The following is an 18,607-nucleotide window of genomic DNA, read 5'->3' as shown; positions in this document are numbered from 1 at the left end:
TAGATTTCAATGGGCCGGACGCCAGATGCGAGTCTCGTTTCCCGCTCCAATCTCTTGATGGTATTCGCCGTATTGTCAATCTGTTGTCACTCGCTCTGCATTTTGCCGCAACAGGTCTAAGTAGTTCGCCCATTGCTGAGCCGCCTCCCGGCGTTGCACTAGCAGTTGCGCGCGCGCGTACACCGCCCCCAGAGCGCCTGGCATCCGGTGGGATAATGAGAGTTCGAGCACGATTGGATCGATACCTAAGTGTTCATGGGCAATCGTCCGGTAGGTAGCGCGAAAGCCGTGGGCAGTGATGTCGTACTCCGGCCAGATACGCTGAAAAGACTTGAGCATCGACGTTGGGTTGATGGGGCGACCCGGATAGACCGGCGAGACGAACACCCAACCTTTGCCTTCGTCATCCACCACGCGGGTTTTATGTAGCTCGCGCAACAGGACCAGGGCTTGCTCCGGTAGCGGCACGACGTGCTTGCTCTTGTTCAGGTGCTTGGTCTTGCTCACCACATAACGCCAGTCGGCGCCCACCAAGTCGACGTCTTCCCAGCGCATCTGCACCAATTCGCCGGGGCGGACCGGCAACATGACCAGCAAGCGCATTGCGGTGGCAACACTGCCGTTGCTGCAGTCACTCAGTCGCAGCAGAAACCTGCCCAGGTCGGCTGGCCTTTCGATTGCCGGATTACTTGTCACGACGTGGCGGATCTTCAACTCCTCGATGTTGCTGAGTGCCACGTTGCGCTCCACCCAGCCGCGTCCCTCGGCAAAGCCCAAGATTGCACGGATGATGGTGCGCACACGCCGGGCCATGGCCATGGTGCGCTGGCGACGCAGCTCGGTGATAATAGTGGTGATGTGCTCCAGCTTGATCTCGCTGATCGGCTTTTTGCCAATGGCAGGCAAGATGTGGTTGTTCAGCGCCCCGCGAAACCCCGCAATGGATTTGACCACCAGTTCGGCAGACTTGAATGCCAACCATTGCTCGGCCACGTACGTGAAGGTGCGCTCTTCATTGAGCAACTGTGCCTCGATCTTGGCGGTCTTGGCCTTGAGCGGGGCGATGTGGTTAGCCACGTCACGGCGTGCACCGCGGGCAATGTCGCGCGCCTCCTTCAGCCCAATGTCGGGGTAAGCACCTATCGAGAAACGGTTCTCCTTGCCGCGCAGCCGATACTTTAAACGCCAGAACTTGGAAGGGGATTTTCCTGCCTTGCTCGACGCCCTCACCTCCAAGTAGAGACCAGGGACTTCGCCGTCGGCGTGTTTGCCGGGTTGGGTGAGCGAGCGGATGAAGGCATCGCTGAGTTTTCGTCTGAAAACAGGGGCGTTATCTGGGGGCATCGGTGGGGGCACCGTTTTTTAAAAATCGAAATTTGCCCCCGATTATGCCCCCATAAGGTCTGGAATCCATTGGATTTAGACAGGCGGCAGTGGACTGAATCTATGTATAACGCCTTGTTATTAAACGGATTTATGGATTTTGGTGGAATTCCATTACAGGCTATCCGGGTCCCCAAAGAACATCTGAATCCGCGACCTCAACCACCGCTCACCCGGATCATTATCCTGCGACCCGCGCCAGGCCATGTGCAATTCAAAGCTGCGCACCGGCAACGGTGGATCTTCCGCCCGAACACCACCGGCGGCGGTCAACGCTTCGGCGGTGTAGTCCGGGACGGTGGCCACGATGTCGGTGCCGCTGATCAGTGTGCTCAACCCGTTGAACTGCGGTACCGCCAGCACCACGTGCCGTTTGCGCCCCAGTTTCTCCAGCTCTTCATCTATAAAGCCGCTCAGGTCGCCCGCGAACGACACCAGCGCGTGGGGGCGGGCGCAGAAATCATCCAGGCTCAATGGCCCCGGCACTGTGTCGGCTCGCAACAGTTTCGGCATGCTGCGGCGCAGTACTTTGCGCTTGGCGTTGGCCGGCAGGTCGGCGGTGTAGCTGACGCCAATGGAAATTTCGCCCGAGGCCAACAGGTTCGGCATCAATATGTAGTTGGCCCGACGCACCACCAGCACGATGCCTGGTGCCTCGGCGCGCAGCCGCTTGAGCAGCATCGGCAGCAAGGCGAACTCGACATCGTCCGACAGGCCGATGCGGAACACCGCGGTGCTGGTGGCCGGATCGAATTCCGCCGCGCGACTGACCGCGGTGGAAATTGAATCCAGGGCCGGCGAGAGCAGGGCGAAGATTTCCACCGCTCGGGCGGAAGGTTCCATGCTGCGGCCGGTGCGCACGAACAACGGGTCATCGAACAGCCCGCGCAGGCGCGAGAGCGCCGCGCTGATGGCTGGCTGGCCGAGGAACAATTTCTCCGCAGCGCGGGTCACACTGCGCTCGTGCATCAGTGTTTCGAAAACGATCAACAGGTTCAGGTCGACACGACGCAGGTCATTACGATTCATCTGGGGTCCTGGCAGATTCAGCAAACTTGACGTGAGCGACCATATGAGAACAATGGCCGGCGTGAATCTTACGGGGAAAGGCTGGTACTCTGCACAGGGTAATTCAGTTTTCCCTGAAAGGCTGCTTCGGTTTTTACGGCATTGGATGATGTCGCCGTCGCTGCGGAATCAATGACAGGCATGTCGACTATTAATAGCCACTGATGGTCTTGGGTAGAAAGCCCAGATAGAGTTCAGGGCATTAGAGGTTACTTTGACGAGGTTTGCGATGTCCCGCACGATCCGTTTTCACAAGTTTGGTCCAGCCGAGGTGCTCAAATGCGAAGAGCATGCGGCCGCTCTGCCTGCGCCGGGCGAAGTGCAGGTGCGTGTCGAGGCGATAGGCATCAGCTGGTACGACATTCTCTGGCGCCAGAACCTGGCCTCGTCCCATGCTCGCCTGCCTTCAGGCCTGGGTCATGAAATGGCCGGCGTGGTCACGGCGCTCGGTGAGGGAGTCGATGACCTCGCTATCGGTGACAAGGTCGCCAGCTTCCCGGCCGAAAGCCCCAACGACTATCCGGTCTACGGCGAACAGATCGTTCTGCCGCGCACGGCGCTGACCCGCTACCCGGACGTGCTCAGTCCGGTCGAAGCCAGCGTGCATTACACGCCGCTATTGGTCGCCTATTTTGGCTACACCGATCTGGCGCGCGTCAAACCCGGGCAATTCGCTCTGGTGACCGACGCCAGTCACTGCGCCGGGCCGTCGTTCGTGCAATTGGGCAAAGCCCTTGGTGTGCGAGTAATCGCTGCGACCAAAACCGCGGATGAGCGTGAATACCTGCTGTCGCTGGGTGCCGAAAAAGTCATCGTCACCGAAGAAGAAGATCTGCTGATGCGGATCAACAAAATTACCGACAACCGTGGCGTCGATGTGGTTTTCGATGGCCTGGGTGGCCCGCAGATGTCGCTGCTCGGCGATGTGCTCGCGCCTCGCGGCAGCTTGGTGCTCTATGGCCTGCAGGGTGGTAACCAGACGCCATTTCCGGCCTGTGCTGCGTTCCAGAAGAACATTCAGTTCTTCGTGCACTGCATCGGCAACTTCACCGGCAAGCCGGAGCTGGGCATCCTCCAGGATCAGGCCGCACTGCAACGTGCCCTGCGCGACATCAACCAGTTGACCGCAGACCATGTGCTGCTGCCGCTCAAGACTCGGGTATTCCCGTTTTCCCAGTTTGTCGAAGCACACCGCTACATGGACGAATGCCCATGCCGCGAACGGGTCGCCCTTGAGGTCGAACCTGCCTGAGCTCTTCGTACGAGCCTCTTTGTATAAGCCCCTCTGGAAAGGTCCGTGCAAGCACGGACTTTTCCGCTGTCAAAACCTCCAAAATGAGACATTCCATCGATCCCACGGTGGGGCGGTTCAGCAACTGAACTGGTTTTTGCTCTCGATCTGTATCTTCTAATCATTATGTAAGCCCTGATAATTGAATGATTATTTCATCTCAAGGAAAGAGTCATGGCTGGGTATCAGGTTGAAACTTTTCAACGCGCATCGGCAATACATGCTCAACAAATAATTCGACGCCGCTCGGCGGTCATACATTTATTGGCAACTTCTTTCTTTATTTCTTGTATTACACGTCTGTGGGATGTTGTCGGAAATTTCCTAGGAAATCGCACGAGGCCGAAAAGCGCCCGTCCTGCCGGGCGTTGCGGCGGTCTTGCCCTGTTTGGGGTTCTCGAGACATGCAACTATTTCAAATAATTACAAAATGCTTAAGTGCTAGCATTTGATAACAACCCCGCCACCCCATTCATGACAGGCAATCCGTCGCGCAGTGCATGTAATTGTTTGCGTGGCGTCGAACTTATGAGTAACAGGTAAACAATGATGACCCATACCCATGAACAGGCAATGAATTATGTTTATCAACAAGTACTGCAGCGCTTGCTGAGCTTTTTCTCTCGCGCCGAGCGCACGGCATTGCAACTGATGATTCAGCGCCTGGTGGTGTCGGCTGGAGGTATGGAGCGTATCGGCGATTACAAGGTGTTGGCGATCCAGTCCGGGTCCCGCGATAGCTGCTACACACTGGCGCTGCTGCGCGCCGCGCAACTGAGTATCGCCGGACGGGCACCGGCGACGTTTCAGCTGCGAGTGGCCACTTTGCGCTTGAATGGTACGGCTTCGACAGCACTGGAAAACATCCATCGCAGCAGCAGTGCATTGTTTCTCTTCGACGATCCCCGGGTCGAAATGTTGATGGTCGATAATCGTGAGGTCCTGCCGTTCAATCACTTGGCGCCAATCTCCGAAGCCGGCCGCGAGTCGAATCGGCTCAACCTGCTGATGGTCGGGCACCGTCGCGCCTGGAAGGGGCCGCTTGAGTTGTGGGACGACGGGTACCTGGCCACAGGTGATTTTTATGGACAAATTGCCCGCTGGGACAACGGCGTCGATGTCATGGTCAGCAGCGATTCACCCCGTCGGCAGGCGCAGTTTATCGAGGGTTTGAACCGTGCCGCAGCCAAGGCCGGGCTTGCGCCGACGAGCCGCCATGAAACGGGTTACGAGGGATTGTTCGCGCGGCTCGATGAACTGGGCAGCGACTGCTATCGCGAGTTTTATCCCGACGCTGCTCAGGTTGCGTGGCGTCCTGCCGAGCATTTTGAGGCCTGCCGTCGCACGACCTTCATCGACATTCACGACATGCTGGTCAGCAATCTGGAAGAGCGCTGGCCGCTGCTCACTGACTTCCTCGGGTTTCAACCTGACGAACTGACGGCTCAACTCAGTGATAACGACTATGTCAGCCTGTCGATATCCGCGCACCTTCGCGGCTTGCAAGCGCGCTTTGTGCACGGTCGCACCTACGAAGAGGGGGTCAGCGAATACCTGCAGCGGACGTTGGTGATGATGCGCCGTAAACAATTGCCCGAGCGTTTTTGCGAGCAGGCAATGGGGACCTTCGGCAATCCGCTGACCATGGCCGATCAGCGCGGATTGGCGACGGCCGAGGCACAAAAGAACCTCGGCTTGAGTGAAGCGCAACTGGTGTGCCTGCTGTTCGCCCCGTTTGTCGATAACGGCGCGGCCCTGGAGCATTTTCTTCGTCAGTGCCATCCCGGCATGCTGGTGGCGCTGCCGGAATTGCACCGGGCGATGCAGGGCGGTCCGGCCCCCGAGCAGGTTCTGCAGTGGATGGTTGATGTCAGCGGGTTGTCGGTCAGCCTGATCGGTACGCTTTACCGCATGGGGCCGGTGGTTCGGGACGAGGGTAGGGTGCCAGGTACGGAAAGCGGCGACGCAGGCGTGCAAGCCGAAGGCATGGACTCCGGGAATGAAACAGCAGTGACTGGCGAATGGTCGATGGGCCAGTGAGCGTTCCTGGTTTGGCGGATGCATCGAGAGTGCGTCATGACGTTCGTAGCGTGTTCGGTCATCACCCATGAAAGGATCACGAGATTCCGATTTCGCGTACCAGGCGGTGTACCGCTACCTGAACAATCTGATCAATGAGCCGGGCAGTGACGTGCGAGTGCGCCTGCCCTCATTGCGACAGTTGGCGGATCGTTTGAGTGTGTCGATCTCGACCATTCAATACGCCTATTCGCTGCTGGAGAAGGAAGGACGCATCTATTCGGTTGCCAAGTCAGGCTATTACGCACTGCCGGTGTCCTCTATCGGCCTGCCCGGCAGCGGCAAAGACCTGCTCGAAACAGTCTATGTCAACGCCAGGCGCCCCGGCATGCTGGTGTTGAGCGCCGATGAACCGGCGTTGTTACAACCCCTGGACAGCCCGTTGTTGTTGCTGGAGAGAGAATTGCTGCGCCAGTATCCGCGCCAACCGCAACCGTCTTCACAACCCTGCGGCGAGCTGGAACTGCGCACGGCGCTTGCGGCACGCTACACCACTTCACCGACACGCTGCTGGCATGCCGATGATGTCTATATCGGCGCAGATATGCGCGGCGTACTTGAAATATTGATCGCCGTTCTTGAGCTCAAAGATTCGGTGGTGGTGGTCGAGTCGCCGTGCGACTGGGTGATTCTGCGCTTGTTCCAGGACGCAGACGTGCAGGTTGTCGAGCTGCCGCTGCAAGCCTGTGGTGGCCTGGATCTCGAACAGCTGAGAGAGCAGCTCGAGACCGGGCGGGTGCGACTGATGATGCTTTCATCGGGACTGAACATGCCGCGCGGGAGCGTGGCGCCTGACGACAACCGGCAGTCCACTGCGCAACTGCTGGAACGGCATGGCTGTTGGGTGTTGGAAAACGATTGTTACGGCGAGCTCGAATTCGAACCGAGCGGCTTGCGGTTTCGTGACCTGGTGGACCCTGATCGGCTGATCGTGTTTTCCACTTTCGAGAAAATCATCGGCTCGGAGGCGCCCTTTGGTTGCCTGCTCTCGCGACAACTGCGTGCCGAACTGCAACGGCACTTTCTGCTGCGGGCATTCCGTTTGTCGCTGATTCGTCAGAAAGCCATTGCACGGCTGTACAGCAACGGACGCATCGATCAACACCTGCTGGTGTTGCGTCGACTGCTCAAGGAGCGCATGGTGCTGATGACCCAGCTGCTCCAGGAGCGTCTGCCGGAATCGCTGCATTTCGTCGAGCCCCAGGGCGGCGCGACGGTCTGGATTCGCTCGTTGCGCCAGGTCAATGTACATCGAGTGTTCCAGAGACTGCTCAAGCAGCAAGTGGTCATCGCACCGGGGGAGTTGTTCAGTCTGCAGGGCATGCACACGCAGCACTTGCGCCTGAGTCATACGTTCGGTGGCGACCACGAGCTCGTCGTTGCATTGGGGCTGCTGGGGGATGCCTTGCGTCTGGAATCGATCGATTGAGCCGAAGCGCCAGCGCTCCTCGGAACCTGACATTCGATAACGTCGCGCGACAGCCAAACTGTCAGTAAACTGCGTTCCTATCCCGAACCACTCTCTCTCAGAGGTTTTGCATGACACTCAGTCCTTTTGCGGGCAAACCGGCACCGGCAGAACTGTTGGTCGACATCCCGCGACTGGTAACGGCCTATTACACCGGCCAGCCCGATGCAGCCATTTCTACCCAGCGCGTCGCCTTCGGCACGTCCGGACACCGAGGTAGCTCGTTCGACTTGAGTTTCAATGAATGGCACGTCCTGGCCATCAGCCAGGCGATCTGCCTGTATCGCGAAGCCCAGGGCATCGATGGCCCGCTGTTCGTCGGGATCGACACCCACGCGCTGTCCACGCCGGCCGGTGCCAGTGCCCTGGAAGTGCTGGCAGCGAACGGTGTGACGGTGATGATCGCCGAAGGCGATGAGTACACTCCGACGCCGGCCATTTCCCATGCGATTCTTTGCTACAACCGTGGGCGCACTTCAGGCCTGGCGGACGGCATCGTCATCACGCCGTCCCACAACCCGCCGCAAAGCGGTGGCTACAAGTACAACCCAACCAACGGCGGCCCGGCCGACACCCACATCACCAAGTGGATCGAAGCCAAGGCCAACGAGTTGCTGGCAGCCAAGCTCGCCGGCGTCAAACGCATCAGCTACGAGCAGGCCCTGAAGGCCAGCACTACCCATCGTCATGATTACCTCAACACCTATGTCGCTGACCTGATCAACGTGATCGACTTCGACGCCATCCGCGATGCGAAGCTGCGTCTGGGTGTCGATCCGCTGGGCGGAGCAGGGGTGCGCTACTGGTCGGCAATTGCCGAGCACTACCGCCTGGACCTGGAAGTGGTGAATAAACAGGTTGATGCAACGTTCCGTTTCATGACCGTTGACTGGGACGGGCAGATCCGCATGGACCCATCGTCCAGTCACGCGATGCAAGGCCTGATCGGCCTGAAAGAGCGTTTCGACGTGGCGTTTGCCTGCGACCCGGATCACGACCGCCATGGCATCGTGACCCCGTCCGGTGGTTTGCTGGCGCCGAACAACTACCTCGCGGTGTCGATCGACTACCTGTTCCAGAACCGTCCACAGTGGCGCGCCGATGCGGCCGTGGGTAAAACCGTGGTCAGCAGCGGCTTGATCGATCGCGTCGCCAAACGTCTGGGCCGTCGTCTGTACGAAGTGCCGGTCGGTTTCAAATGGTTTGCCGACGGTCTGTTCGACGGCTCCCTGGGTTTTGGCGGTGAAGAAAGTGCCGGTGCGTCGTTCCTGCGTAAGGACGGCGGTGTCTGGAGTACCGACAAGGACGGTTTGATTCCGGCGCTGCTGGCCGCTGAAATGACCGCTCGCACGGGCCGTGATCCAAGCCAGGCCTATCGCGCGTTGACCGATGAACTGGGTGAGCCGTTCTCGGTACGCGTTGACGCCAAGGCCAACCCTGAACAGAAAGCTCTGCTGAGCAAATTGTCGCCGGAGCAGGTCACTTCGACTCAACTGGCGGGCGAAGCGATCCAGAGCATCCTCAGTCATGCACCGGGCAACGACCAGGCCATCGGCGGTCTGAAAGTCATGACCGAGAACGGCTGGTTCGCGGCGCGGCCGTCGGGCACCGAGGACATCTACAAGATTTACGCAGAAAGCTTTGTCAGTGACGACCACCTGAAACAACTGGTGGCCGAGGCTCAGACGCTTGTGGATGGCGCAATTTCTGCGAAGTGATTGAGGGCCCTGTGGTGTGGGGGCTTGCCCCCGTTCGGCTGCGAAGCAGTCGTAAACCATTGCATGCGGTGTACCTGATGCACCGCGCTTGCTGGTTTTGGGGCTGCTTCGCAACCCAACGGGGGCAAGCCCCCTCGCCACAGGTAAATCCCTCATCACAATGGCTACACGTAAAAAGGGGCGACCATCAACGGTCGCCCCTTTTTTTGCCGCGCATTTACCACCTCAAGCCAAATCTACCAAGACGATTTCACTGTCCTCGATCGCAGTCACGCGCAACACTTGCTCATCGGCAACCGCGACCCCGTCTCGAGCTTGTGCGCGCAAGCCATTGACTTCAATCGCTCCTGTCGCTGGCACCAGATAAGCGCGACGGCCACTGTCCAGACGATATTCAGCCGTTTCCCCGGCTTTCAGGTTGGCCGCCACCAGACGTGCATCGGCGCGAATCCGCAGGCTTTGATCGTCGCCGGCCTTGCCACTGGCCAGGGTCACGAAGCCTTCGCGCTGGCCTTTGGGGAAGGGCTTGGCGCCCCACGACGGTGCCAGACCGGTTTCGTTGGGGATGATCCAGATCTGAAAGATCCGGGTCTCGGTCGCTTCCAGATTGTACTCACTGTGGGCGATCCCGGTGCCGGCGCTCATGACCTGCACATCACCGGCTTCGGTACGGCCCTTGTTGCCCAGGTTGTCCTGGTGGGTAATCGCGCCTTCACGAACGTAGGTGATGATTTCCATGTCCCGGTGCGGGTGTTGCGGGAACCCGGTGCCGGGGGCAATCACGTCATCGTTCCATACCCGCAGGTTGCCCCAGTTCATGCGTTTGGGGTCGTAGTACTCGGCGAACGAAAAGTGGTGATGAGCATCCAGCCAGCCATGGTGCGCGCCGCCCAGGGAGTTGAAAGGTCTGAGTTCAAGCATGATCGTCTCCTGAAAAAGGTTCGTCATGGGGCAGAACGTCTGAGCCACAAACGAGAACCGGTGGTTGATGGTCAGTATCATCCATCAGGCATCCATCGATAAAAAGCGTAAAAAATGCCTCAATACAATCGAATTATTTGATATCGAATAATCTCGAATTTTTCTCATCCAGCCTTCACTTCATCGCATAAGCCAATGACCTGTAAGCATTTCACTAGAACTCAACGGCAAATGCAGACACCATAGCCCTCGACAGCCTCACACACTGGAGTCCGCCTGCGTGCCGCAACACACACCCGATCTTCCGCCCGAACTTCGTCCCCTGGCCGAGATGCCTTTGCTCAAACGTCTGGCCGCCCGGTTCTTTGGCCACGGCCTGACCCGCTTGCGCGCGCAACACCGTGCGTCCTGGCTGCACGGGCAAGCCGACGGTTTTCGTAGCGGCCACAGCGCTGGCGTGGAATACGGCTATAAGGAAGGCAAGCTCGAGGGCTTGGAAGAAGGCCGGCAAGTGCTGCTGATTCGTGACTCGCGCTCGACTGAGCATCGACCGCCTAACGTCGATGACAACCTGTTCGACGATTGGCGCCTGCCATTGAGCGCCGAGCTGAAGAAGCGCATGAAGGCCGACGTGGCGCGACTGCTGCCTGCGCATGCCCAGCCAAGCGCTGCCCAATGGAAAATGATTTTCAGTGACACACCGTCGACTTCAGTGATCGCCGGGGCGGGTGCGGGCAAGTCGACCACCCTGGTGTTGCGTATCCTGCTGCTCAGCCATTACCTGGGGTTTGAGCTGAGCTCGATGACCGTGGTGACCTTCACCCGCGAGTCGCGCAAGGACTTCATCAATAAGCTGATCGAACTGTTTGCCGTGTGGGGCCGGGCACTCAGTTTCAAAGAAGCGCGGGACCTGGTGCGCACTTTTCATTCGCGGATCCTGCCAATGGTGCGCAGCCTGCCGGGTTTCGAGCGGCTGCAAGCCTTCGAAAACCTCAGCTTTCGCGTGCAGGGCACCGATGAGGAGGTCGACAGCAATCCCTTCGACCTGCGAATCAACGACGCCCAGCGCCAGCAACTCAACGCCTGCTATCACAACTTGCACACCCGCGATGAGCGTTTCCGCGAATTGATCAAGCCGTTGTCTCGTCACGCCTTGCAGCTCAAGGAACTGGAGCGCGATCACCCGGACGTGCAAAAGCGCATGGCGGTGACTGAACTGGCGGCCAAGCGCGATGAAGAGCTGTGCGACACCATCGAGGATCTGTGGTTTCGCGCAGGTGCCTGGCCGATCAAGGGCATCGAGCCGAATCGTCAGACCTTCGACATCAACGGTTCGACCTTCCATTGCCACGGCTATATTCCGGCACTGGATGCCTGGGTGGTGCTGGGTTTCGATCCTCGGGAAAACCCACAGGTCAGCCGTCCGAATGCCAAGCTTACCGTGCGTGCGGAATGGGCTGTAAAGCGCACCCTGTTTCAAGCTTTCTGTCGTAAGCCTTTGATATGGCTGGATAGTTATGAATCTTCAAAACGTGTTTTGGCGTCGCTTGCCGGTGATGCCAGCGCCGGGCCGGGCTTTGATTACAAGGTCAAGGGCGAACTTGCTTCCGCGCCGTTGCTGGACTGTTTTGTCGCGGCAGCCGGGTTTATCGAAAACCTCGGCCTGGATGTGCCCAATGCCGTGGGCCAGATGAGTTTCGCCAAGGATGACCCGGACCGATTCTTCTTCGAGGCCTTGAGCCTGTTTTGGCGAGCGCTGGAAGATCATCTGCTGGATCAATCGCCACCCGTGATGACCTACAACCGGATGTTTGCCCTGTTCAGCGAGCATTCGCCGGAGAATCTCAAGCTGCTCAGCGATGAGCTGTTGAGGCCGATGTCGCACTTGATGATTGACGAGTTTCAGGACGTATCGCCGCAGATCGTTTCCTGGATTCGCGCCAGCCTGGCCGAAATCCGCAGTCGTGGCCCGGCCATGCATGTAGGGCGCGGCGCGCAACGTTCGTCGTTGCTCTGTGTGGGGGACGATTGGCAGTCGATTTACGGCTGGCGCGGTAGTTCGCCGAGCTACTTCATGGAGTTCAACAAGGAGTTCCCGTCACCGAGCACGACCAAGGTGATGCTCAGCGACAATTACCGCAGCCATCAGCACATCATCGACGCGGCGGAGCACATCGTCCGCGCCGCACCGGCGATCGCCGGCAAGAAGGCCAAGGCCAGCGGCGAACCCAAGGCGCTGCTGCCGGTGAACGTGCTCGATCGGGATGACCAGGGCATGGCCCAGCGTCTGATCGAGCACTACAGAAAAGGTGATTCAATCTTGATGCTTTATCGAAAAAGCAGCGATAAGTCATTGATAGAGGAGCATATTCAGTCTGTAGTTAATGTGGATTCCAGCTTGCCGTACGACGCGCGACGGCTCAAGCAACTGACCTATCACAGCGCCAAGGGACTGCAAGCTGATGCGGTATTCCTGCTGGGAGATTGCCAGCATCTGACCAGTTCGCCTTACAAGAACCAGGTCTATCGCATGGCCGGGCTCGGCAGGGCCGGCGACAGCGAGCCCTACGACAGCGCACAGAAAGACGAGATCCTGCGTCTGGCCTACGTGGGCATCACCCGGGCGGTGAGCCATTGCTACTGGTATGTCGATGGCCAGGATACCCAGGCGGCGAATATGCCCAAGGCCTCCGACCGGATCGGCAAGGGCAAGGTTTTTTTTGCTGATCACCGTCAGGGAAAAGTGCAGGCCTGAACCTCAAGAGAGTCTTGAGTCAAAAAACCTGTGGCGAGGGAGCTTGCTCGCGCTGGGCTGCGTAGCGGCCCCAAAAATGCGACAAGCATTGCCGATTTTTGTGAGCGCTGCGCACTCAAGCGGGAGCAAGCTCCCTCGCCACAACAAGCTCGCTCGCCACAAAAGTTGCGAGTGGCGCGATCCCGGCCTATGGTCCAAGCGAGGCTTTGACCGCGACGGATGTGCTCGACTGGCTTCAGGTCGTTGTCCATCCAGTGCGGAGACCCGTAGCGAGGTGACGACATGCCGAACAACTCCCGTCCCGCCGTGCTCGAACTGATCGGCAATACGCCGCTGGTGCGTATCAGCCGCTTCGATACCGGCCCGTGCACACTGTTTCTCAAACTCGAATCGCAGAACCCAGGCGGTTCGATCAAAGATCGCATCGGCCTGGCGATGATCGACGCCGCCGAGCGCGATGGTCGCTTGCGCCCCGGCGGCACCATCGTCGAGGCGACGGCCGGTAACACCGGTCTGGGCCTGGCACTGGTTGGCCGCGCCAAGGGTTATCGGGTGGTGCTGGTGGTGCCGGACAAAATGTCCACCGAGAAGGTCCTGCACCTCAAGGCGATGGGCGCCGAAGTGCACATCACCCGCTCCGACGTCGGCAAGGGCCATCCCGATTATTATCAGGATGTCGCGGCGCGATTGACCAAGGATATTCCCGACGCGTTTTTCGCCGATCAATTCAACAACCCGGCCAATCCTCTGGCCCACGAGTGCAGCACCGCGCCGGAGATCTGGGCGCAGACTCAGCATGATGTGGATGCCATCGTGGTCGGTGTCGGTTCGGCCGGCACGCTGACCGGGCTGACTCGTTTCTTTCAGCGCGTACAACCGAATCTGGAAATGGTGCTGGCCGATCCGGTCGGCTCGGTGATGGCCGAGTACAGCCGCAGCGGGATCCTCGGTACGCCGGGCTCCTGGGCGGTGGAGGGCATCGGCGAGGACTTCATTCCGTCGATTGCCGACCTTTCCAGCGTGAGCAAGGCCTATTCAATCAGCGACGAGGAAAGCTTCGATCATGCCCGCCAACTGCTGCGCGCCGAAGGCATTCTCGGCGGTTCTTCGACTGGCACCTTGCTGGCGGCGGCATTGCGTTACTGCCGCGAGCAGACCGAGCCGAAGCGGGTGGTCAGTTTCGTTTGCGACACCGGCACCCGTTATCTGTCGAAGATCTATAACGACCAGTGGATGAACGATCAGGGCCTGCTTGCGCGCAAACGCTACGGCGATTTGCGTGACCTGATCGCGCGGCGTTTCGAGGATGGCCGTGTGGTCAGCGTCGGCCCGGACGACACCTTGCTCACCGCCTTCCAGCGCATGCGCCTGGCGGATGTATCGCAACTGCCGGTGCTGGTGGATGGACAGCGGCTGGTCGGGGTCATCGACGAGTCCGATATTCTGTTTGGCGTGCATGAAGACGCTACGCATTTTCGCATGACCGTGACCAGCGCGATGACCGACAAACTCGAAACCCTGCCTCCCGGTGCCAGTCTTGCTGAACTGGAGGCGGTGCTCGACCGTGGGCTGGTGGCGATCATCGCCGACACCTCGGGCTTTCACGGCTTGATTACCCGCGTCGACATGCTCAATCACTTGCGGAGATCACTGGCATGAGTCAGCACGATGAAAGCACCGCACCACGGGGCTTTGCCACCCGTGTAATCCATGCCGGACAAACACCGGACCCGACCACCGGGGCGCTGATGCCGCCGATTTACGCCAACTCCACCTATGCGCAGCAGAGCCCCGGCGTGCACAAGGGCTTCGATTACGGGCGTTCGCACAACCCGACGCGCTTTGCGCTGGAGCGTTGCGTGGCGGATCTTGAGGGCGGCACCCAGGCTTTCGCCTTTGCTTCCGGACTGGCGGCGATCGGCACCGTACTCGAACTACTCGACGCAGGCGCGCACATCGTCTCCGGCAATGATCTGTACGGCGGGACTTTCCGCCTGTTCGAACGGGTGCGCCGACGTAGCGCGGGGCATCGCTTCAGCTTTGTCGATCTGACGAACCTGACGGCCTTCGAAGCGGCGTTGCAGCATGACACGCGGATGGTCTGGGTCGAGACGCCGAGCAATCCTTTGCTCAGCCTCACTGATCTCGCCGCCGTCGCACGCATCTGTCGCGAGCGCGGCATCATCTGCGTGGCGGACAACACCTTCGCCAGCCCGTGGATCCAGCGCCCGCTGGAGTTGGGCTTCGATATCGTGCTGCACTCGACGACCAAGTACATGAACGGTCACTCCGATGTGATCGGCGGCATTGCGGTGGTTGGGCAGAACATCGATCTGGCCGAGCGCCTGGGCTTTCTGCAGAACGCAGTGGGGGCTATCGCCGGGCCGTTCGACGCGTTCCTCACCTTGCGCGGGGTGAAGACCCTGGCGCTGCGCATGGAACGTCATTGCAGCAATGCGCTGGAGTTGGCGCAATGGCTGGAGAGTCAGCCGCAAGTGGCACGCGTGTATTATCCGGGCCTGCCATCGCATCCGCAGCACGAATTGGCGCGGCGACAGATGCGCGGGTTCGGCGGGATGATTTCCGTCGAGCTGAACAGCGACCTGACGGGCGCCAGACGTTTTCTCGAGAGTGTGCGGATCTTTGCCTTGGCCGAGAGCCTTGGCGGGGTGGAAAGCCTGATCGAACACCCGGCGATCATGACTCACGCCACCATTCCCGCAGAAACCCGCGCGCAGCTAGGTATCAGCGATGCGCTGGTGCGTTTGTCTGTGGGGGTGGAGGATGTCGAAGACCTACGCGCCGATTTGGGCCAGGCGCTGATGCAAGTTGCGGCGACGCACTCCTTGTAGCAGCTGTCGAGCAGCGCGAGGCAGCGTTCGGCGGCGAAGCCGTCGTGAATCCGGTTGACATAGTCTGCCTGATACACCGTGAGTTCTGATTTTACGACGGCTTCGCCGCCGAACGCAGCCTCGCAGGCTCGACAGCTGCTACAAGCCGATCGGGCTCGGCAGCTGCTACAAAAAGCCCGCTAAATCGATAAGCGGGCTTTTTGTCGGGTGTTGGCTGTCAGGCATAACTCCTGAGCGTCTGCGGAGGAATGAACGCTTCCAGCTCATCCTCGACCGCTTCGATAATCCGCTCTACATCGGCGGCATTCATGACCGTTGCACAAGGAATGCCGGCAATGGCGATCATGGTTTCGCCGCTGGCTCGGTCGAATAGACGAGCAACCATGCTGCCCGGTGCATCCATGGTCGCTTCGAAACCCATGGGATGAAAATGCCAGCGCATCAGCTGGCAGGCATTTGGAAAAGTGACCTTGCTGAATGAACCTTGATTCATGTGTTGCCCACCTTCTTCATCGAGCGCTTCCTTTAGCTCATGTTAGGAGGGAAGAGCCTTCAATGGCTCAACCGGTGACTGTCTTTAAAAGTAGCATCCGGATGTGAAAATCATGTGGAATTTTTCAGACCGTTCAGCGATTGGTTCAGTTTTTTTTGATGCAGGTCATGAGATACCGGCATCTCGGCCAACGGCCAGCATTGCTGGGCATCCCATCGGTCATTGAAGCCCGGACAGAACTTCGGCAAGCTCGGTTTTTTCTCGTCGAGTCCTCTATGCACGCCGATGATGATGGTCCGTCGCAAACCCAGGCCACGGGCGACACGGTCATGCGTTACCACCTGCGCTGGAAGCACCGGGATCTGGACGGTGTGATGGCGCTTTATCACCCGGACATTCAGTACAACGACTTTTTCCAGAACCGCGTGATGGGCCTGGACGCGTTGCGCGAGTACGTGCGTGACAGCATGCCTCGCGATCCGGATGAGGCGCTGGAGCACTCGGACCGTATCCGACTGGATGGCAACACGGCGTTCATTCAATACCGCATCACCCTTCGCGGCGGTGAAGGGCTGGTGTCGTTTCGAACCAGCGAGGCGATCACTGTGCGTGACGGGCTGATCTGGCGGGTCAATGAATACGCCACCCTTGTACATGAACAAACATCCGGCAAAGCCGCCCGCAACCTGCGGCCAGCGGTCAGCCGGCTCGGACTGTCACCGCGGCAGCTAAGTTTCATGGCCGACGACCTGCAACAGTATTTCCAGCGTCAGCAGCCGTACCTGGATCCCGAGCTCGACCTGCAACGGGTGGCGAAGGAGTGCGGATACAGCCGCAATCAGATTTCCTACCTGTTGAACCAGGTGCTCGGCCAAAGCTTCTACCGTTACGTCAATCAGGCGCGGTTGCAGCATTTGCTCGCGGCACTGGACAGCGCCACTCCACCACTGCGTATCGATGAGCTGGCCTTTGCCGCAGGCTTCAATTCGCTGTCGGCGTTTTACAGCTGTTTCCGCCAGCACACCGGTCTGTCGCCCAAGGCTTACGCCAAACAAATTTCTTTGCGTGCACGCGCGCAAGACGGCTCCTGAGCCCACGCACTAGGATCGACGCCATCGAAGTATTGAGTGGCGGAGTCTTGCATGGCAACGTGGCGAACGATCAGTTTGTGGATGGATCAACTCGACGAGCCGATGCTGGCGCGCCCGGCGCTGGAACAGAACCTGGAGGTCGACGTGGCCATCATTGGCGCCGGGTACACCGGGCTCTGGACGGCGTACTACCTCAAACGCCTGGCGCCGGGACTGAACATCGCCATCGTCGAAGCCCAAACCGCGGGGTTTGGCGCGTCGGGCCGTAACGGCGGCTGGTTGATGGGCAATCTGCTGGGTGAAGACCGCTTGCTCGCCGGACTACCGGCGGAACAACGTCGCGCCTCTTTCGAGCTGTTGCACAGCATCCCTGATGAAGTAGAGCTCGTCCTCGAACGAGAAGGCATTGACTGCGATTACCGCAAGGGCGGGGCGCTTTACTGTGCGGCGCGTTACCCGGAGCAGGAAGCCAGCCTGCGCAATTATCTGGACGCGCTCTACCGCCAAGGGCTGACCGAGGCCGACTACCGCTGGCTCAGCCCCGAGCAATTGGCGCAACAGATCAGAATTGCCAAACCTTATGGCGGTATCTATGCACCGCATGTGGCGACCATTCACCCGGCAAAGTTGGTGCGAGGTCTGGCACGGACGGTGGAGCGCATGGGGGTCAACATTTATGAAAACAGCCCGGTCACCCAATGGCAGTCGGGCAGTTTGCGTACCGCCCGCGCGCAGGTTCGCAGCCGCTGGATCGTGCCGGCGGTGGAAGGTTACGCGGTCACGTTGCCGCCGCTGGGTCGTTATCAATTGCCCGTGCAGAGTTTACTGGTGGCGACCGAACCGCTGTCCGCCGCGATCTGGGACGACATCGGCCTCAGCCATGGTCAGGCGTTCAGCGAAAGCAGCCGCCAGGTGACCTACGGCCAGCGCACGGCCGACAACCGTCTGGTGTTTGGCGCCCGTGGCGGCTATCAGTTTGCTGGCAAGTTGCGCCATGACTTCGAGCTGAGCGCCAGCGAAGTGCAGTTACGACGCTACCTGTTCGGTGAACTCTTCCCGCAGCTCAAGGACGTGCGAATCACCCACGCCTGGGGCGGAAACCTGGGGATGTCCCGGCGCTTCAAGCCGCACATGCTCTGCGATCAGGCCAGCGGCATCGCCTTGTCGGGCGGTTATGGCGGGGAGGGCGTGGGTGCCAGCAACCTCGGCGGGCGGACGCTGGCCGATCTGATTCTTCAGCGCGATACCGAGTTGGTGCGCCAGCCGTGGGTGATTGCTCAGGGCGGTCTCGACGCGCTCAAGGCCTGGGAGCCGGAGCCCTGCCGCTGGCTGGGCTACAACGCAATCATCCGCAGCTTCGTTCACGAAGACCAGACCCTGGCCAACCCGTCCACCGCGCCCTGGCGTCGCAAACTGGCCGGCCGGGTCGCGGGGTTCATGGAAGGTTTCATGCGCTGAACGGCGTTTTCTCAATCGACAGGTACTCCC

The 18,607-nt window shown here is 59.6% G+C and carries 13 protein-coding genes; 9 read left to right on the top strand and 4 right to left on the bottom strand.

Going from position 1 to position 18,607, the window contains the following annotated elements; all coding sequences use genetic code 11:
* Nucleotides 1–75: 75 nt before the first annotated feature.
* Nucleotides 76–1,344 (bottom strand): tyrosine-type recombinase/integrase, encoded by a 1,269-nt coding sequence (locus tag ACEN9A_RS14635; protein ID WP_413386337.1) that lies wholly within the window; start codon nt 1,342–1,344, stop codon nt 76–78.
* Between the two features lie 153 nt (nt 1,345–1,497).
* Nucleotides 1,498–2,412, bottom strand: coding sequence for a LysR family transcriptional regulator (locus tag ACEN9A_RS14630; RefSeq protein WP_239077644.1), 915 nt, complete (start codon nt 2,410–2,412; stop codon nt 1,498–1,500).
* A 268-nt stretch (nt 2,413–2,680) separates the two neighbouring features.
* Here ACEN9A_RS14630 and ACEN9A_RS14625 point away from each other — a divergent pair, with 268 nt between their 5' ends.
* From ACEN9A_RS14625 to pgm, 4 genes are all read left to right on the top strand, one after another.
* Complete coding sequence (locus ACEN9A_RS14625; RefSeq protein WP_019649900.1) at nt 2,681–3,703, top strand: zinc-dependent alcohol dehydrogenase family protein; 1,023 nt, start codon at nt 2,681–2,683, stop codon at nt 3,701–3,703.
* 588 nt (nt 3,704–4,291) lie between these two features.
* Nucleotides 4,292–5,782 carry a hypothetical protein gene (locus ACEN9A_RS14620; protein ID WP_258668489.1) on the top strand — a complete coding sequence of 497 codons (1,491 nt, stop codon included), beginning with the start codon at nt 4,292–4,294 and terminating at the stop codon, nt 5,780–5,782.
* A gap of 67 nt (nt 5,783–5,849) precedes the next feature.
* Nucleotides 5,850–7,250 carry an aminotransferase-like domain-containing protein gene (locus tag ACEN9A_RS14615; protein WP_258668487.1) on the top strand — a complete coding sequence of 467 codons (1,401 nt, stop codon included), beginning with the start codon at nt 5,850–5,852 and terminating at the stop codon, nt 7,248–7,250.
* 110 nt (nt 7,251–7,360) lie between these two features.
* Nucleotides 7,361–9,007, top strand: a complete 1,647-nt coding sequence (pgm, locus tag ACEN9A_RS14610) for a phosphoglucomutase (alpha-D-glucose-1,6-bisphosphate-dependent) (RefSeq protein ID WP_019579023.1) — start codon at nt 7,361–7,363, stop codon at nt 9,005–9,007.
* Between the two features lie 225 nt (nt 9,008–9,232).
* On the opposite strand, the gene ACEN9A_RS14605 is transcribed toward pgm, so the two are convergent.
* Entirely contained in the window at nt 9,233–9,928 is a 696-nt protein-coding gene (locus ACEN9A_RS14605; RefSeq protein WP_258668486.1) for a pirin family protein, read from the bottom strand.
* 280 nt (nt 9,929–10,208) lie between these two features.
* Here ACEN9A_RS14605 and ACEN9A_RS14600 point away from each other — a divergent pair, with 280 nt between their 5' ends.
* From ACEN9A_RS14600 to ACEN9A_RS14590, 3 genes are all read left to right on the top strand, one after another.
* A complete protein-coding gene (locus ACEN9A_RS14600) occupies nt 10,209–12,683 on the top strand; it encodes a UvrD-helicase domain-containing protein (protein ID WP_258668485.1) in 2,475 nt (824 codons plus the stop codon).
* Nucleotides 12,684–12,965: 282 nt separating this feature from the next.
* Nucleotides 12,966–14,342 carry a cystathionine beta-synthase gene (locus tag ACEN9A_RS14595; RefSeq protein WP_258668484.1) on the top strand — a complete coding sequence of 459 codons (1,377 nt, stop codon included), beginning with the start codon at nt 12,966–12,968 and terminating at the stop codon, nt 14,340–14,342.
* Nucleotides 14,339–15,535 (top strand): cystathionine gamma-synthase, encoded by a 1,197-nt coding sequence (locus tag ACEN9A_RS14590; RefSeq protein WP_258668483.1) that lies wholly within the window; start codon nt 14,339–14,341, stop codon nt 15,533–15,535. The genes ACEN9A_RS14595 and ACEN9A_RS14590 overlap by 4 nt, the downstream gene beginning before the upstream one ends.
* A gap of 217 nt (nt 15,536–15,752) precedes the next feature.
* Here the strand turns inward: ACEN9A_RS14590 and ACEN9A_RS14585 are convergent, their stop codons facing one another.
* Nucleotides 15,753–16,028: a DUF1652 domain-containing protein gene (locus ACEN9A_RS14585; protein ID WP_018926009.1), complete on the bottom strand. Its 276-nt coding sequence runs from the start codon at nt 16,026–16,028 to the stop codon at nt 15,753–15,755.
* A gap of 275 nt (nt 16,029–16,303) precedes the next feature.
* Between ACEN9A_RS14585 and ACEN9A_RS14580 the strand changes: the two genes are divergently transcribed.
* Together ACEN9A_RS14580 and ACEN9A_RS14575 are read left to right on the top strand one after the other, a co-directional pair.
* Nucleotides 16,304–17,119, top strand: coding sequence for a helix-turn-helix domain-containing protein (locus ACEN9A_RS14580; RefSeq protein ID WP_258668482.1), 816 nt, complete (start codon nt 16,304–16,306; stop codon nt 17,117–17,119).
* A 51-nt stretch (nt 17,120–17,170) separates the two neighbouring features.
* Nucleotides 17,171–18,577 (top strand): NAD(P)/FAD-dependent oxidoreductase, encoded by a 1,407-nt coding sequence (locus tag ACEN9A_RS14575; protein WP_258668481.1) that lies wholly within the window; start codon nt 17,171–17,173, stop codon nt 18,575–18,577.
* Nucleotides 18,578–18,607: the final 30 nt, after the last annotated feature.

This window comes from Pseudomonas sp. Pseusp18 (assembly GCF_059506005.1).
This window is presented reverse-complemented; position numbering and strand designations above follow the sequence as displayed.

Bases quoted from the DNA above. Each gene is read 5' to 3' on its own strand.
- ACEN9A_RS14635 (WP_413386337.1), bottom strand. From the start codon at position 1,344: ATGCCCCCAGATAACGCCCCTGTTTTCAGACGAAAACTCAGCGATGCC.
- ACEN9A_RS14630 (WP_239077644.1), bottom strand. From the start codon at position 2,412: ATGAATCGTAATGACCTGCGTCGTGTCGACCTGAACCTGTTGATCGTT.
- ACEN9A_RS14625 (WP_019649900.1), top strand. From the start codon at position 2,681: ATGTCCCGCACGATCCGTTTTCACAAGTTTGGTCCAGCCGAGGTGCTC.
- ACEN9A_RS14620 (WP_258668489.1), top strand. From the start codon at position 4,292: ATGACCCATACCCATGAACAGGCAATGAATTATGTTTATCAACAAGTA.
- ACEN9A_RS14615 (WP_258668487.1), top strand. From the start codon at position 5,850: ATGAAAGGATCACGAGATTCCGATTTCGCGTACCAGGCGGTGTACCGC.
- pgm (WP_019579023.1), top strand. From the start codon at position 7,361: ATGACACTCAGTCCTTTTGCGGGCAAACCGGCACCGGCAGAACTGTTG.
- ACEN9A_RS14605 (WP_258668486.1), bottom strand. From the start codon at position 9,928: ATGCTTGAACTCAGACCTTTCAACTCCCTGGGCGGCGCGCACCATGGC.
- ACEN9A_RS14595 (WP_258668484.1), top strand. From the start codon at position 12,966: ATGCCGAACAACTCCCGTCCCGCCGTGCTCGAACTGATCGGCAATACG.
- ACEN9A_RS14590 (WP_258668483.1), top strand. From the start codon at position 14,339: ATGAGTCAGCACGATGAAAGCACCGCACCACGGGGCTTTGCCACCCGT.
- ACEN9A_RS14585 (WP_018926009.1), bottom strand. From the start codon at position 16,028: ATGAATCAAGGTTCATTCAGCAAGGTCACTTTTCCAAATGCCTGCCAG.
- ACEN9A_RS14580 (WP_258668482.1), top strand. From the start codon at position 16,304: ATGCACGCCGATGATGATGGTCCGTCGCAAACCCAGGCCACGGGCGAC.
- ACEN9A_RS14575 (WP_258668481.1), top strand. From the start codon at position 17,171: ATGGCAACGTGGCGAACGATCAGTTTGTGGATGGATCAACTCGACGAG.